At 38.6% G+C, this 16976-nt stretch carries 16 protein-coding genes; all 16 read right to left on the bottom strand.

Annotated features, from left to right (window positions below):
• Positions 1–364: 364 nt before the first annotated feature.
• On the bottom strand, positions 365–1765 hold the full coding sequence (locus tag M2277_RS25455) for an undecaprenyl-phosphate glucose phosphotransferase (protein ID WP_280755925.1): 1401 nt from the start codon (positions 1763–1765) through the stop codon (positions 365–367).
• On the bottom strand, positions 1762–2673 hold the full coding sequence (locus M2277_RS25450) for a glycosyltransferase family 2 protein (RefSeq protein ID WP_063477876.1): 912 nt from the start codon (positions 2671–2673) through the stop codon (positions 1762–1764). The genes M2277_RS25455 and M2277_RS25450 overlap by 4 nt, the downstream gene beginning before the upstream one ends.
• Positions 2674–2774: 101 nt before the next feature.
• Positions 2775–3707, bottom strand: a complete 933-nt coding sequence (locus M2277_RS25445) for a glycosyltransferase family 2 protein (protein WP_231887950.1) — start codon at positions 3705–3707, stop codon at positions 2775–2777.
• Positions 3708–3829: 122 nt separating this feature from the next.
• Positions 3830–4714, bottom strand: coding sequence for a dTDP-4-dehydrorhamnose reductase (rfbD, locus tag M2277_RS25440; RefSeq protein WP_280755924.1), 885 nt, complete (start codon positions 4712–4714; stop codon positions 3830–3832).
• Positions 4711–5733 carry a dTDP-glucose 4,6-dehydratase gene (rfbB, locus tag M2277_RS25435; RefSeq protein ID WP_063477948.1) on the bottom strand — a complete coding sequence of 341 codons (1023 nt, stop codon included), beginning with the start codon at positions 5731–5733 and terminating at the stop codon, positions 4711–4713. The genes rfbD and rfbB overlap by 4 nt, the downstream gene beginning before the upstream one ends.
• Before the next feature lie 12 nt (positions 5734–5745).
• On the bottom strand, positions 5746–6294 hold the full coding sequence (gene rfbC / locus M2277_RS25430) for a dTDP-4-dehydrorhamnose 3,5-epimerase (RefSeq protein WP_280755923.1): 549 nt from the start codon (positions 6292–6294) through the stop codon (positions 5746–5748).
• Positions 6295–6312: 18 nt separating this feature from the next.
• Positions 6313–7056, bottom strand: coding sequence for a sugar phosphate nucleotidyltransferase (locus tag M2277_RS25425; protein WP_280755922.1), 744 nt, complete (start codon positions 7054–7056; stop codon positions 6313–6315).
• Complete coding sequence (locus M2277_RS25420; protein ID WP_280755921.1) at positions 7053–7526, bottom strand: HIT family protein; 474 nt, start codon at positions 7524–7526, stop codon at positions 7053–7055. Before M2277_RS25420 ends, M2277_RS25425 begins: the two co-directional genes overlap by 4 nt.
• Positions 7526–8266, bottom strand: coding sequence for a 3-deoxy-manno-octulosonate cytidylyltransferase (gene kdsB / locus M2277_RS25415; RefSeq protein ID WP_280755920.1), 741 nt, complete (start codon positions 8264–8266; stop codon positions 7526–7528). Before kdsB ends, M2277_RS25420 begins: the two co-directional genes overlap by 1 nt.
• Positions 8263–9624 carry a capsular polysaccharide export protein, LipB/KpsS family gene (locus M2277_RS25410; protein WP_280755919.1) on the bottom strand — a complete coding sequence of 454 codons (1362 nt, stop codon included), beginning with the start codon at positions 9622–9624 and terminating at the stop codon, positions 8263–8265. The genes kdsB and M2277_RS25410 overlap by 4 nt, the downstream gene beginning before the upstream one ends.
• A 55-nt stretch (positions 9625–9679) precedes the next feature.
• Positions 9680–12124 carry a glycosyltransferase gene (locus M2277_RS25405; RefSeq protein ID WP_280755918.1) on the bottom strand — a complete coding sequence of 815 codons (2445 nt, stop codon included), beginning with the start codon at positions 12122–12124 and terminating at the stop codon, positions 9680–9682.
• 19 nt (positions 12125–12143) lie between these two features.
• Positions 12144–13694, bottom strand: coding sequence for an ABC transporter ATP-binding protein (locus M2277_RS25400; protein ID WP_280755917.1), 1551 nt, complete (start codon positions 13692–13694; stop codon positions 12144–12146).
• A 9-nt stretch (positions 13695–13703) separates the two neighbouring features.
• Positions 13704–14480, bottom strand: a complete 777-nt coding sequence (locus M2277_RS25395; RefSeq protein ID WP_280755916.1) for an ABC transporter permease — start codon at positions 14478–14480, stop codon at positions 13704–13706.
• Positions 14481–14517: 37 nt separating this feature from the next.
• Positions 14518–15501 (bottom strand): KpsF/GutQ family sugar-phosphate isomerase, encoded by a 984-nt coding sequence (locus tag M2277_RS25390; protein WP_280755915.1) that lies wholly within the window; start codon positions 15499–15501, stop codon positions 14518–14520.
• Positions 15502–15519: 18 nt separating this feature from the next.
• Positions 15520–15990 carry a KdsC family phosphatase gene (locus M2277_RS25385; RefSeq protein WP_280755914.1) on the bottom strand — a complete coding sequence of 157 codons (471 nt, stop codon included), beginning with the start codon at positions 15988–15990 and terminating at the stop codon, positions 15520–15522.
• A gap of 1 nt (position 15991) precedes the next feature.
• Positions 15992–16819, bottom strand: coding sequence for a 3-deoxy-8-phosphooctulonate synthase (kdsA, locus tag M2277_RS25380; protein ID WP_280755913.1), 828 nt, complete (start codon positions 16817–16819; stop codon positions 15992–15994).
• Positions 16820–16976: the final 157 nt, after the last annotated feature.

Below are 16976 nucleotides of genomic sequence, written 5' to 3'. Positions count from 1 at the left end.
CCTCTTCAGGCACGCGGTATAATAATGGCTGCTGCATGAGGTGCGGAGTCAGCGCTTGGAAGACGTTGGGTCATAGGCTGCACGGGCACCCTACGAAGAAACATATTCTCAGTGCGGTACCGCAGCAAGCCAACATTTCATTATAATAGTATTAAAGTTATATATTGTAAATATATCCGAGTAACTATTATCTGATGGGTGTGTTGCATTTCCAGCTTTTAAAAAATGAACCCATCGTCCTCTGGTATGTCATATTTTCACATGAAGCGACAGTATTCGATATCTTTTCCTGTATCCGCTTCGTGGGACACAAGTAAAAAAACGCCATTTGGCCCATGCCAAATGACGTCTTCATTGATTACAATCAGTATGCGTTCTTGAACCCGTTGCGGATCGTGCGCAGAATGATTTTGATATCAAACAGGATTGACCAATTCTCGATATAGAAAATATCGTGTTTGATCCGCTCCTCAATCGAGGTGTCACCGCGCAGGCCGTTGCTCTGCGCCCACCCTGTGATGCCAGGGCGTACGTGGTGTTTCACCATGTACTTCGGAATCTCCTCTTTGAACTGCTCCACATAATAAGGACGCTCCGGCCTAGGACCCACCACGCTCATATGTCCGAACAGGACATTGAAGAACTGCGGCAGTTCATCCAGACTGGTCTTCCGGAGAAACGAGCCGAACTTGGTTCGGCGGGGGTCATTCTCCACGGTCCAGCCCGTATCCGTTGCCCCTTCCGGCAGCGGCTTCATGGAGCGGAATTTATACATATAGAAGTTCCTGCGGTTAAGCCCGACCCGCTCCTGCTTGAAGATGACGGGGCCGCGGGAGGTCAACCGGATTCCGAGGTAAATCCCGATCATTACTGGCAGGGTCAGGATAATCGCCACTAAGGAGAATACGATATCAAACGCACGCTTAAACAGTCTGTTTGCCGCAAGATCCAGCGGAATATCGCGTACGTTGATCATCGGCATACCCGCAAAGTTATCAAATACCGGCCGTGCCGGGAGGTAATCAAAAAAGTCGGGAATGATGAGCGTACGCACACCGGCTTTTTCACAAGCAGCAATGATTTCAGGATACAAGTGGTGTGCATTTAGCGGAAGGGCCAGCACGACTTCGTCGACAAGTTTCTCATTTAACACCTTATGTAGATCGCCGACTGAACCTAGAATGGGTTTGAGCCTTCTGGCTTCGATCTCATCCCACTGCTGGTAATCATCCAGGAAACCTATGACTTCATAACCAAGCTCCGGGTATTGCTTTAGATTTTTGAAGAAGCGTTTGCCCAGCGTACCTGCACCCACGATGAGCACAAATTGGCGATTGTAGCCTTTTTCCCGAAAATGCTTGAGGGATTTCTTTAGGAAATAACGGTACAAGATGATAAAAGCGACGTTAAAGATCATGTAAATGGCGAGATATCCCCGTGAAATATTAATCTCTTTCACATAGAACATGAAGCTCAACAAAATAAACATCCCAATAAAATGTGTCTGGAATATCTTCATAAACTCATCGGCAAAACGCTTTTTCCGTTTTGGTGAGTACATTGAGAGCATGACACCGACTGCGACTGCTATCAAGCCATAAATAATACTCCATATGGCGTATATTTCAATTGGGAGCGGGTTATGAAATAAAAGCCATCCACTCTCGAATTTAATCCACCATGCAAGTAAGAATGCTAGTTGGATAAAAGCAAAATCAGTGATCATATATAATTTAGTCAGGAAACCCTGATTTTTACGGATCATGATTTCACCTCTACTCCACCTGAAGCTTGCGTTATGGTCGCTGGACGAACGGGTTTGAGCCGGTTCGTAAGCAGGGACAGGAGCAATTTTAAACCAACGCCCGCATACACGGCTCCATTAACGAATATGTTGTATTTCTGCCGGTAATGCTTCCTATGAAAAAGAATCATCGCACGATGGAACTCATAAATGATCTTAAACGGCCTGCGCCGGGCGCTACCGCCTTTATGATGGATAATCGTCGTCCGGGGATAATAGTGAATTCCCCAGCCTGCCTGTTTGATTCGATAGCACCAGTCAATGTCTTCCCCGTACATGAAAAACGTTTCGTCCAGTCCGCCCACCTGCTCGATCGTCTCGCGGCGCACCAGCATGAATGCCCCCACCAAGCAATCCACCGGGTACTCTACGTCCGGGTTCAAATATCCCAGCTGATACTGGTTAAACTCCGGTTTGTTCGGGAACAGCTTGCTGAGCCCAAAAGCATAATAAAAGGACGCCGAAGGCGTTGGGAACCCTCTTTTACAGGCCTTATCCAGCGAACCGTCCGGGAGGACGATTTTGCAGCCGGAAGCACCGATGATCGGATTATAGTCCATAAAAGCTACCATCGTCTGGATCGTATCCTGCTGGATAATCGTGTCGGAATTAAGCAGCAGCATATAGCGACCTTCCGCCACTTCCATCCCCTGATTGTTGGCTTTGGCAAAGCCGGTATTCTCCGTGTTCTCGATCAGCTTGACCTGCGGGAATAACTCTCGGATGGTCTGAACGGACTCGTCCTTCGAGTTGTTATCTATGAGGATGATTTCGTATGTAAATTCGGTCTCCGATGCGTATACCGATCGCAAACAATCCACCGTCAGCTGACAGGTGTTGTAGTTCACGATTAAAATGCTTAAATCCATTGCATAACGTCTCCTGACAAATATAGTAATCTATCGACATTATAGCATAGTTCGTGGGGAAAGAAGGAATATCAATAATATAGTGTTTCATCCTATCTATCTCATATAAAACCGATCAATATAAAGAACTTAAATAACAGGCTCTCTGCTTTGGATTGTCTGTACAACTTGCTCTTACGTGCATAATGCAACCTGTCTATAAAACTTGTACGAGATGCAAGGAATAACTCCAACTGCTCTTTTTTTAGGCCAGTTAAACGTGATCCATAGATTCTATCAAACTCACTCGCTTGTTTATGCAGCAAATCTTTGCCTGTATGTCTCTTAAAGCTCGCCCATTTGCTCTTTAGCTTATCCGCGATTGAGTTGCTACCTCCCACCACATTGTTACTGTGCTGACGGTATAACATCGATGGCGTGTTGTCGTAAATTACGGTTCCAAATGCGGATACAAGCAAGTAAAACCACCAGTCGTGCATAAGAACTTTTTTACTGTCCACAGATTTACTATTCATAAAAAGGTTCCTTGCTGACCGATTCATGGTTAACGTCGCGCCAATAGCGATGTTCTCATATAACGCATTAAAGAAGGATGGCTCCCGTGCCGGAGGCTTGGGCCATGTACCTTTTTGATTTAATTCGTTATCCGTTAGGTAGGTCGATGTAAATACCATCGCGGGTATTTCTGTATGTACGGAGGAATTTAAGCGAGTTATAGCTCCCTCCACCTTATGATCAAGCCACACGTCATCCTGGTCGCAAAAACAGTAGTAATCAGCTTCAGCGTCTGCAGCACGCAGCAGTTCAAAGAAACTGGAGACAACGCCGACATTCGTTCCTTTGATGAGTTTTATGTTATCCGGATGTATCCTCATCAATTGTTCGAGTACGTCTACTGTTAGATCCGTGGATCCATCGTCTCGTATCAAAATCGAAATGGAGGGGTGTGTCTGATTGAGAATGCTCTGGATTTGTTCGGAAATATACTGTTCGCCATTGTAGGCGGATAACAATACTTGCACTTTATTCATCATGAAAGAACCTCCGGAAAACATTGGCTTCATACTATCGTCATACATTAGATCTATGAGTGAATTAAAAGATAGACCAATAAAAGACCTGCTCCATACAGATCAGGTCTTTTACATCGCTGTATTTACTTTAAGTATAGTTCAGGGTGCTGCTTCATATCCACCATAAACTGCTTCAGTCCTTCGCGCCAATGCGGTAGATCCTCTAATTGGTTTAGGCGGATAGCCAGGTGATCCATTGTTGAATTAGCCGGACGCGGAGCGGGCCGTGGAAACTCTGCTGTCGTGCAGGGCTGCAGTTCAGCCATGATCTCTAGTCCCAATTGTTCTCGTGCTTCTTCAAAAATAGCCTGAGTGAATTCATACCATGTACAAGAGCCGTTGTTGGAGGCATGATATAAGCCGTATTTTTCGGTGGAGATGAGGTTTAACAAAAATTGTGCCAGATCTACCGTGTAGGTGGGAGAACCCTTTTGGTCATTAACCACCTTCAGCTGAGGTTTTTCCTGACCTAGCCGGAGCATCGTTTTCACAAAGTTATTCCCGTGTAACCCAAATACCCAAGATGTCCTTACGATAAACCACTTGGAGCAGAAGTCCCGGAGCATTTGCTCGCCTGCCAGCTTGGATCGACCATAAATCGTTTGCGGGTCGGTGTCGTCGTACTCAACATAAGCCGTCTCACTAGTACCATTAAAAACATAATCCGTGCTGATATAGACTACGGCGGCACCTATCTTTTCGGCGGATACTGCGATATTTCGCGTACCTATCGTATTCACGAGATAAGCACCGTCTGTATCGGTTTCGGCTGCGTCTACAGCCGTATAAGCCGCACAATGGATGATGAAATTCGGATTATGAGATGAAATAACCTGTTCGCATAGCTCCATATTCGTAATATCCAGTTCTGCTCTTCCACAGCCGATAACCTGATGCCCAGCTTCAGCAAGAACATGCGTTACATCCTGGCCCAACTGACCGTTGGCTCCGGTTACGAGTACCTTCATTCAGCTTCACCCAACCGCTTCCCGTACTGCTGGGTCATATAATCCCGGTAAGCTCCGGACTGGATACGTGTCCACCAATCCTTATGGTTCAAATACCACTGAATCGTTTCCTTAATGCCTGTCTCGAAGTTATGCTTGGGCTTCCATCCCAGCTCATTCATGATTTTTGTGGGATCAATGCCATAACGACGGTCATGGCCTGGGCGATCTGCAACATAAGTGATCAAGGATTCCGGCTTGCCGAGCTCTTCCAGAATCGTTTTGACAATATGCAGATTGGTCCGCTCGTTGTTTCCCCCGATATTATAAACCTCACCTATTTTCCCCTGATGAATAACCAGGTCGATCGCACTGCAATGATCCTCGACATACAGCCAATCGCGGATGTTGAGGCCATCGCCATAGACTGGCAAAGATTCATCATTTAGGGCACGAGAAATAATCAGAGGGATCAGTTTCTCTGGGAATTGGTATGGTCCATAATTATTCGAGCAACGGGTGATGTTAATCGGGAGACCAAAGGTCTCATGATAAGCTCTTACAAGCAGATCCCCGCCTGCTTTGCTGGCTGAGTAAGGGCTGTTAGGAGCAAGTGGTGTGGTTTCAGAGAATAATCCCGTATCCCCGAGAGAACCGTATACTTCGTCAGTGGATACTTGAACAAACTTGGTCACGCCATATTTTTTGGCTGCATCCAGAAGAACCTGTGTGCCCATGACATTGGTGTTTACAAAGATTTCCGGTTCCAGGATGCTGCGATCCACGTGGGATTCTGCTGCGAAATTAACTACGACGTCGATGCCTTGTTGAAAAATGGCGTCTACTGCTGGTTTGTCAGCGATGTCTGCTTGGACGAACGAGTAGTTAGGATGGTGTTGAACGGATTTTAAATTTTCAAGGTTGCCCGCATACGTAAGAGCATCCATGTTAATGATCTGGTAATTCGGATACTGCTGAATCATATATAAAATAAAGTTACTGCCTATAAAACCGGCCCCGCCGGTAACAAGAAGTTTCATCCAAACTGCCCCCTAGTCAAAATTCATCTCTGCGTCTTTCAGCAGCGGGTGCTGCTGGTCTTTATCCGATAGAATCGGATTCGACGTTGGCCAATCGATCCCCAAAGCCGGATCACTCCATAATATGCCGCGGTCATTTTCGGGGGAATAATATTCGTCCACTTTATAGAGAACCTGGGTATTGGGCACAAGCGTACAAAAACCATGGGCAAAGCCCTTAGGAACAAGCAGCTGACGATGGTTGTGTTCGCTTAAAATGACACCAACCCACTGACCAAAGGTAGGAGAGCTTTTTCTGATGTCTAAGATCACATCGTAGATAGCACCTGTTAAGACACGTATGAGTTTGGTTTGAGCCTTAGGGTTGAGCTGATAATGAAGACCACGCAGGACACCCGGTTCGGCGGATAAAGATTGGTTGTCTTGGATGAAGTTGTATGTAATGCCGTGTTGCTTAAATAGCGAACCGTTGTAACTCTCCATAAAAAAACCCCGGTGATCGCCGTGGACCACCGGTTCAAGTACAAAGGCGTCTGTGAGTTTTAAAGGAGTTACGTTCATCGTTCAATTCCTCCCTAACTACAGTTTAAGTTTTCCGAAATCATCACCGAATCGAACATCTCTAGCCAACTCATTGGCCCGAGCGAGCGACGCATGCGTTCCCGCATCCGTCCACCAGCCCTGAAGCACATCAAAGGTAAGCTCCCCTCGTTCAATATATGCATTGTTGACGTCTGTGATTTCCAGTTCGCCACGAGCTGACGGTTTCAATGTCTTAATAATATCAAATACCGTATCATCATACATATATATTCCCGTGACAGCATAATTGGACTTAGGCTGTTTAGGCTTTTCTTCAATGGAAACGATTTGACTGCCTTGGATTTCCGGAACACCAAAACGGTTAGGATCAGGAACTTCCTTGATTAGGATCTTGGCACCCGATCTTTGACTTTGGAAGTTGACCACATAGGTGGAGATGTCATCCTGAAACACGTTATCACCGAGGATAACTGCTACTGGTTCGCCACTTGCAAATTGCTCCGCAAGGTTCAACGCTTGAGCAATGCCTCCTGCTTCATCCTGCACTTTATATGTAAAGGAGACCCCCATTTCGCTACCGCTGCCTAATAGGTTTACGACATCCCCCATGTGGTCCTTCCCCGTCACAATGAGTATATCTGTAAGACCTGCCTGACGGAGTTTATATACTGGATGGAAGATCATTGGATATGCGCCAACTGGCAGAAGGTGTTTATTGGTGACTTTGGTTAAGGGATAGAGGCGTGAGCCTGTTCCGCCGGCTAGGATTATGGCTTTCATGAGCTTTTCCCTTCTACTAAAGAATACTCTACTGCTATTTCTCTCTTTAAATGATTGACAAACTCATAATAGCTTGAACGATCAAATTCAATAGCATCAGGCTTCTGCTGTGTTGCCTGTTCTATAAGCGCTAAACCCTTCTTTTCCTGATTTTGATATCTTGGTATTAAATGGATATGAAGATGCCTTACCGCCTCACTAATTGTCACAGTATAGAGTCTTTCTAACTTCAAAATCTTCCTTAGTACTTTCTCTAACATTGGTAGAATTATTGTCATTTCTTCAAGTTCGTCAGCACTAAAACTTTGCCATTCTTCCACATGTCTTATAGGCTCTAAATAGATATAACCCAAAACCTGTGAATCAAATGGTCCCGCATATAGAAACCAGTAGTTGCTTTTATATAAAAATGCGTCTTGATCAATTAGACGATGTTTCTCACAAATTAAACATTTCTCTACTCGCTCCATTATTCTACACCCGAGTTTTCATCTAAATAATCTTCCACTCGTCTCAAATCTTCAGGAGTATCCACACTAATCAGAATATGATCCGTATCTACAACTTTAATTGAAATACCATTTTCCAACGCTCTTAATTGTTCTAGAGATTCAGCTAGTTCTAGTGGGGACTGCTGTAATTTAACAAATTGACTTAAGAATGACTTTTTATATGCATAAACACCAATGTGTTTATAATAATCAACATCGTCACGCATATCTCTGTTATACGGGATTGGAGATCTTGAGAAATAGATAGCCTTACCGTCACTATTAGCAATTACCTTAACTACATTAGGATCATCAACATCACTTAAATGTTTAATTTTCGATTTAAAAGTAGCCATTTGAAGTTCTGGATGCTCTTTAAAAGATAGGATCAACTCATCTAACATCTTTCCCTCAATAAGAGGCTCATCCCCTTGGACATTAATGATAATATCAGCATTAATTACGCTTAAACATTCTGCTATCCTATCAGTACCGGTCTGGTGATTACCGCTTGTAAGTATACACTTACCACCAAACGCCTCTACTTTATCAATAATGCGCTGGTCGTCTGTCGCCACCCAAACCTCACCGATGGATTCAGCCTGTAGAACATTTAAGTATACATGCTCAATCATGGCCTTTCCTTTAATGTTGGCTAGCGGCTTACCTGGAAAACGTGTCGATCCATACCTTGCTGGAATAACTGCAACAACCTTCATATTTTGTGACCTCCGGTAATTGTGTCAGTAATCACTTTCTTTAAATATCCCTTTGTATTATCTGTAAGTTTGAGAGAACTACAATATCTAAGGTATTTATCATTAAACTGCATTAAGCTCTTTTCTTTAGTGAATAAATGTCCTTCAAACGCCTTAGTAAGTAATAGTTCCAGATGTTCCATGTTATTTACAACCTGACCTAAACCTTTTCCCGTAAATATGCTATGACCTAGCACGAATACATTTTTTCGATACTGTAAAGCCTGATAACCAATACTAGAATTTATAGTAACCACTGCTATGGCATTTTGTATTAGTGAGGATGTATTTCCAGACCTTATAAACCTTACATAAGGAGAGCTATACCTTTTCTTTAATTTCTGAAAATAACCTCGAGTTTCTTGCCTAGGATGATCCTTAATTAATAAATAAATTGATTCATCTTGGTCCCTGTTTAGGTGCTCAACAATTTTGATCAAATCGGATATTGCTGATTCCTGACTACCGTTATAATTATCCAACAATTGGGAATCGGTTATAACCTGAAGCGGGAAGAAGATAAAACGATCTGGAAGCTTTCTTGAAGTTGTTAAAACATCAAATTGATTCATTATCTTCCTATAAATGGATTGTGAAAATTCATATCTGATAATATCTTTATATTGTTTATGTGACCGAGAATTAAAATACAACTTGATCCTTAATAGAAAATAAAGAGATATTTTATTCTGCATAATTTTTCTCTCTCTATTATGTTCAACCAACGCTCTTGATTTACCCTGTAGATAATCCGAACTCAACGAGGTAAATCCGCTTTTTGAATTCACACCTTGACTATCCAAAACAAAGGTTCCATTCTCATAACCGTTTTCGCAAAACAAAATAGGAATAGGAGTATAATGATCTTTGGCCGCTTTAGCTAAAGCTAGTTGAGGTAATAAATAACCATTCCAACTGATTATCACATCGACTTGGTGTTCGATTAAAAACTCTTCCCAATATCGATAGTAAATTGACGCTTCTAAATTTATATTTTTCTCGGGCATTTCCTTATTTCTGACTCGCCAAGTATGCTCTATCTCAATTTTCCTTAGCTCATATTGAACTATATTTTTAATTGTTTCATCATTTATTACCGACATTATGCTATGTTTGCAACGGCCGACATCACTGTTGATTATTTCAGGTATAAATATGCATTTGTAAATTTTCTTTTTTTTTATATAGTGCCAACTACTAATTGATGGACACACAAATATTGCTTCATCAAACACTCCCTGCTTAATCAAATATTCAGCAATACTACAAAATAGCTCTGCTTGGTATCTAACAATAGGAAAAAAACAAATTCTTCCCAAATTAATCACAGCCTTTATGAATTTAACCGTTATTTGCAAACCTCGTTAAGATGGTTTAAGTTGATAATAATTTGGAATACACCTTAGTGTACTCACTAATTATATAGTCCCACGTGTGTAAGTTCGTTGTATTTATAGAATTCCGACCTAATGTCTCAATTTTTTCCGGTTGATTAATAAGTTCTATAATTTGGGCTGCAAAATCATCTGCTTCGTTGAGCAGAAATCCATTCCAACCGTTAACTATAAAATCTGGTACAAAGCCACAAGGAGTTGATATCACTGGTAAGCCAGAAATCATAGCCTCGGGCAATGAAGCCGGCCCTCCCTCAGCCTTTGAGGTAATCAAAAATAAATCCATTTTACTATATAAGTTAGGATAAAGAGAATAATCTAAATTTTCATATACTTCAGCCTCAATTCCTAAGTCACTACAATATTGGTATTCCATTTTGCGTCCTTCGCCAATAAAAATAAATTTAACAGGATGACCATTAAGTTTATCAATTATTTGATATAATAGCTCCTCCCCTTTTACAAGCCGTTCGTATCTCTTACTACAAAATCCAATAACCAGCTTTGTTTCTTCATCAAATTTAGTTTTATAAGTTCTATTTAATTTGAATGAAGGCTCGTAACCATGGGGAATAATTGTTATATTTTCTATTCCGTATTTCTTTAGGTTTTCTTTTTGATTCTCATTCAAACATACAACTATATCTGCTGCTCTATAACTATCGATAAAATGTCGAAGACTTAAAGATTCCTCATCCTTGAGAAAATCATGGTGCACAGTGACAATTGAAGGTGATTTGATATCCATAGCACTTCTATGCGGTCTCCAATATTGATAAACATGAGCATTAGGTATTGAATCCTTTGAAATCACAACTCTGTAATCCGTACCAAGGTTTTTTTTGAATTTTTCTAACATGTCATCGAAAATTTTACTTTTTGTAAGTTCACCCATCACCATATTGACTATTTTTTTTGATGATAGCATTGATGTGCTGACATCAAATCTATATATAATTTTTTTCCTAACATGTGTTATTGCTTTTCGCGGATTTTTAACACCTTTCTTTAACAAGCTTATAAATCTGCTATTAAGATATATACTTTTCGTATTGTTAGTTACTGTAATATTTTTGAATTTTTTATTAAAATTCGAATCCATCTCGTTACGTGTAAAACAATGGTTATGTAACAAATGATATAAAAATTTCTTGACTTCAATAGCTTCGATATGTGTTAATTTTGGCTCCTCCATAGCTAACCTTATACTATGTTCTAATAATTTTTTATGAGTAACATCGATCGTCCAACCTTTATAACCATAGAATGCATTACCAGCCTGAACCACTCTCTTCCCAGAATACAGCATTTCTATTCCCGCCTGACTGCAAGCAGTAATTCCAAACTCTGAAACTTCTATTAAAGAATCAATATTTACATCATACTCAATAGTAACATTATTATATTTATTTTCTTTAATATAATTAATTAAAACTATCTTTGTGATACCATCTTCATTATTTCTCTTCTCCCAAGGGTGGAGTTTGATAAACAAATGATATTTCTTATTTAACTGAAAAAAATCTACAACTCTTTTATAAAATTCAATACTTGACTCATAAATATTTAAATCATAAGTTAAAGAATAATCATCTATAACTTGCCCAACTAACAAAACTATTTTCCGCTCTGGATTAATGTTATAAGACGAATATATATCTTCTTTGCTAATTACTGACGGCTGAACCACATTAATATTAGTTTTTTTTTCCATCTCTTGTTGCAACCATAGTTCTTGCTCATTTGTTAAAACGAGTGATTTAAGTTTGACCCATTCACTTCTATTTGAGTAACTATGATTATTTGTTATGATACCAGAAGCATTATCAGCATAATGAAACTTTTTTAGAAACGTGCCTTCAAACGATATTACATTCAAATTCCTCCATTGGGCTACTAGAGTTGCACTTCTTGAATAAATAGTAGTACCACCAAATACACAAACATTGGCAGGTTTTCTCTTATTAAATTCTGCAGCCCAATAATCAATCCAAAAAGCAGCAACACAATAATTATTAATCAACAACTCACTAAGTGATTGATCAGTTGCATTCTGTGACAGTAATTTATTAATTCTACCGCTATCCTCTTTCTCATTTGAAAATGAGAACCGCTGATCAATTGAATAAACTCTGGGTATTAAATATCTCTTTAACTCCGCCTTTACTATATCCCATATTATGTACCCTTTATACGTAAATCCTTTATAGTTATTCAAAGTTACTGAAGCGAAAATTTCTTCATACTTCTTAAAGTTTTTCAATCCGCTAATATTCTTCAGTTGATAATTCCCTTGCATAGTTTTTAACCTTGGAAAGGCAGTATTATAGTAATATCTATACTTACTTTCAGTAAATCTCAAGAAATTACCTAAATTTTTTTTATTGAAATTTATATCATCCACAAAGTAAAAATCAATATTCAATGTCTATATCCTCCTGTTGCTAGCTCGTATAAAATTCTCCTTCAATCAAAAATAATGCCTCGGTATGTTCATCGCAGCAGCCTATTTCAAATGAGCAAAAGTGATCCACTCTTTTAACTAATTTCTTCTCACCATTAATTAACATATAGCCTAGCGAGTAATCTCCGTCAGCTAACATTGACATATCTATTTTACAAATGTACTTCTCTATGTTGCCACGTTTAACAGTAAAGTGGCTCAACCTAACAATGCTTTCATTTGTATTTCTGCTTAAAATTATAACGAGTTCTTCTACATTTTCAATTTCAAGGACCGCAAAATTGATATCTATAAATAAATTTCGGCTTTGCAAATCAAAATTTTTAATTCCAAAAATTTCGTCACATTCGATATCAATACTAATGCCGACTGTATATGGAAGTCTAATAATTCCTTCTAACTTGTAATCCAGCTTTGTGTCTTCAATTTTGAAAATTAACCCTTCATTTACAATCTGCTTTACTTGATTGTTCTCGAATAGTATTAAATCGATCTCATATATACCATCATAAAGCGGAATTTTATTTATACTAAATTTAACCTTTTCCGAAAACTTAAGTAGGTATTCTGAATATATAACAACTAAATCAGTGACCTTCGAATCCTTTGGTCTGATTCTTATTCCTAACTTAGGATTTTGTAGTTTTCCTAAATTAATAGCTACATCTATCTCTATATTTTCACCATGAGTTATTTTATCCCTGATTTTGTCTGGCAACAACTTATTTAGATAGGCACTTTTAATAGAAGGTTTGTTACTATTCAAAAAAGACTGATAATAATCAACCTTCTTATTCAGAACTTCATCTTGATAATATGAAATAGCTGACTCAGTATCACCATCAAACTTTAAAATTCCATTATCAATCACTAAACAACGAGTGCAGATCTTTTTTATTTGGTTTAAATCATGAGAAATAAACACTATTGTTTTTCCCTGCATATACTGATCCATAGCTTGCAAAGCTTTACTTCTAAATTTCGAGTCCCCTACTGCCAATACCTCATCCAATAATAAAATATCATTCTCTATTACTAGTGCTATAGAAAACCCTAAGCGTACCTTCATACCTGACGAATAATGTTTTAATGGCATATCAATAAAAGAGTCGACCTCAGAAAAACTAACGATATAATCTAATTTTTCATCAATCTCTCTTTCGCTTAACCCTAAAATCGCCCCGTTTACATAAATGTTTTCTCTTCCAGTTAATTCAGGGTGGAATCCAGCACCTAATTCAATTAAACCCCCAATATTTCCGTTTATTTCTATTTTACCGGAATTAGGTACTGAAACACCGGATATTAATTTCAGTAACGTACTCTTCCCCGAACCATTTTGACCTAAAATTCCTACTTTTTCACCTTTATCAATACAAAATGAAACATTATTAATTGCTAAAAATTCTTCTTTACCCATCCTTCTAGTTTTGAACAAAGCTAGTAATTTTGGTTGATTAGTTAGTTTATTTGTTATTAGGTTATATCGCTTGGTTACATTCTCGAAAATTATAGCAGTGTTATTATCCATATCATTCTCCTATAATACATCCGCAAAATTTTTCCCTATTTTTTTGAAAATTATTATAGAGGAAATAAATACTACTGTTGCCGTCAAGAAACAAAAAATCAACGAATTTAAATTAGGATATTCCTTATATAAAACAACATTGCGATACGCTTCTATAATTGGTGCCATTGGATTAATATAATATAGCCAATAATAATTCCCTAGACTCTCCTTAGAATATATAACTGGACTTAAATAAAACCATACACGAAGTATAATTGGCATTATTAATGAAACATCTCTGAAATAAACATTGACAGAAGATATGATTAACATAAATGAGAACATGAGATATATTTGTAGAAGTAATACTGGTAGAACAAAAAATATATGCATCGATAAATCAACTTGATAAAACACTATAAGTGCTATATAACCTAGCAAAGAAAACAAAAAATTTATGACTTCATTAAATAATCTTTGAATAACTAGAGCCGGTCTAAAGAATGGCCGCTGTTTTATCAATGAGGCATTGGCAGTAAATATCCCTGCCGAATTTCCTACCGAGTTGGTAAATAGCGTCCATGGCAAAAGAGCAGTATAAAGAAAAACCGGATAGGGAACAATCCCACTTGATATGTTAACAATTCGAGAAAAAACAATGGATAACACAATCATTAATAAAAAGGGTTGAATTACTATCCATAATTTTCCTAATATTGATTGTTTATACTTAGCTTTCAACTCTCTTTTTACTAATGCTTTAATGAGATTCTTATTTTTTTGAAATTCCTCTTTATTAAACACATTCTACCTCTTAAAAGTTTTTTAGTCTTTCTTTAGATCATAATCCCCTCAAAACATCATGGATTCTTAATGTCCCTAAATATCTACTTCCATCCAGAACCGGTAGCACAGAAATAGGGTGATCTCTTCTTTCCATTATTCTGATAGCATCTATTACTTTAGTTCCTTTTTGAATGGTGGTAGGTTTTGATTCGCTAATATTTTTAGCTACAAGTTTAAAACTCTCCTCTTGGTATTTTTCCAACAACCTTTTTAAGTCGCCATCTGTTATTATACCTACAATATTATCATTCCTCATAACCACAGTGGCTCCAATTCTCTTGGTAGTCAACTCAATAAGTATCTCTTGGAAAGAGCCCGTCTCCTCAACAGCCGAATAATGATTAACCGTTAGCAAATCTTCAACTTTCATGGTCAATCCCTCTCCTAATGCTCCTCCTGGATGATAAACAGCAAACTGTTCTTCAGAAAACCCCTTCATTTCTGCGACAATCGTCGCTAATGCATCCCCTAATGCCAAACTAGCAATAACACTGGAAGTCGGAGCTAAATTTAGATGCCCCGCCTCTTTCTTGATTCCAATTCTAAGAACAACATCAGAATACTGAGCCATTTTGGAATAAGGATTAGCAGTTATTGTAATTATGCTGGCTTTCAAGCTTTTAATAGCAGGATAGATTGCAATCAACTCTTTGGATTCACCGCTCTTGCTGATACCGATCACAATATCATTTTCCTGAACAATACCTAAATCGCCATGAACGGCTTCAGCCGGATTAAGATATACAGCAGTAATTCCTAGACTCACCATGGTAGCGGCCATCTTTCGTGCAGCATGTCCGGATTTACCAATTCCTGTAACAATCAATTTCCCTGTACATTCATTCATTAATGAAATAGCTCTAATGAAATTATCATCAAGTAGTTCTTTAGTTTGTTGAATAGCTTCAATCTCTTCTTCTAAAAGATCCTGTGCTTTCTGAAATATCATATCTGTTCCATCTATATAACTAGTATTCATATACAACAGTCCCATCAATTAATCGTTTAATATCATTTCGTCAATGAATTCACGGATTGCTCCTTTACCGCCACCAGTGTTCAAAATGATATCTGCTGCTTGCTTAGCTTTCGGATGAGCATCACCGACTACTACGAATAAACCAACTTCATCTCGCACCACTACATCGTTTACATCATCACCAATATAAGCAATCTCTTCTTTAACTAATTGGTGTTGTCTTTTCAATGTTCGGATAACTTCATCCTTATTACCACATTTTTGATATACAGAAGTAATCCCCAGTTCTTTTGCACGCTTTAATACAATATCGGATTCACGACCCGTTATAATTGCAAATAGGATACCTGCCTGCAGCGCAAGTTGAATGCCCATACCATCTTTGACATTAAATCCTTTGAATATTTCTCCATCCGTTCCAATGTAAATAGAACCATCTGTCATAGTACCATCAACATCTAAACAGATTAATTTTATTGAAGACGACATATTAAAACGACCCTTTCGTTATCTTGTCATACTGTTGAAGACGCTCTAGTAAGTTTTTCAACTCATGAAGTGGTACCATGTTCGGCCCATCACTAAGAGCATTATCAGGATCGTGATGGATCTCCATAAACAGAGCGGCGACACCAACACTAATGGCTGCTTTAGATAATGTAGGTACATACTCACGTTGTCCTCCAGATGATGTTCCGTTCCCACCTGGGATCTGAACACTGTGCGTAGCGTCAAAGATAACAGGATAATCCATGCCTTTCATAATTTCCAATCCACGATAATCCACTACTAGGTTGTTATATCCGAAACTCGTACCGCGTTCAGTTAAACAAATATTATAATTACCCGCTTCCTCTACTTTCTTTACGATATTTGTCATATCCCAGGGTGCTAAAAACTGCCCCTTTTTTACGTTAATCGTTCTACCCGTTTTGGCAGCAGAAACTAATAGATCTGTTTGACGACACAAATATGCAGGTATCTGTAGTACATCTGCAACTTCTGCCACAGGTTCAGCTTGATACGATTCATGAATATCTGTAACAACTGGTAATTCAAAAGTTTCCTTTACTTTTCGAAGAATCTTCAGACCTTCTTCCATGCTCTGTCCACGGAAGGAACTTCCAGAGGATCTATTAGCTTTGTCAAAAGACGCTTTAAAAACGTACGGAATCTGTAATTCTGTTGTAATATCTTTGATTTTTTCAGCTAAATGCATTACGACATATTCTGACTCAATTACACAAGGGCCGCCAAATAAAGCGAAGTTATTATGGTTTGAAAGTGACACCGTTTTGGATACATTAACAGTTCTCATTAATATACATCTTCCTTTTTAGTTGATGAAATAAACTACGTTATTTACTATTAATTCTACTTTATTTAATACTACTTGTCTGCAAAACCTAATCAAATTCTCTACGCAAGCTTGGCTGTAACTAGTAACCTATAAATCCCTATGCTAAAATAAATGT

The organism is Paenibacillus sp. LBL, assembly GCF_029893715.1.
Taxonomy (GTDB): Bacteria; Bacillota; Bacilli; order Paenibacillales; family Paenibacillaceae; genus Paenibacillus_AQ; species Paenibacillus_AQ glucanolyticus.
This window is presented reverse-complemented; position numbering and strand designations above follow the sequence as displayed.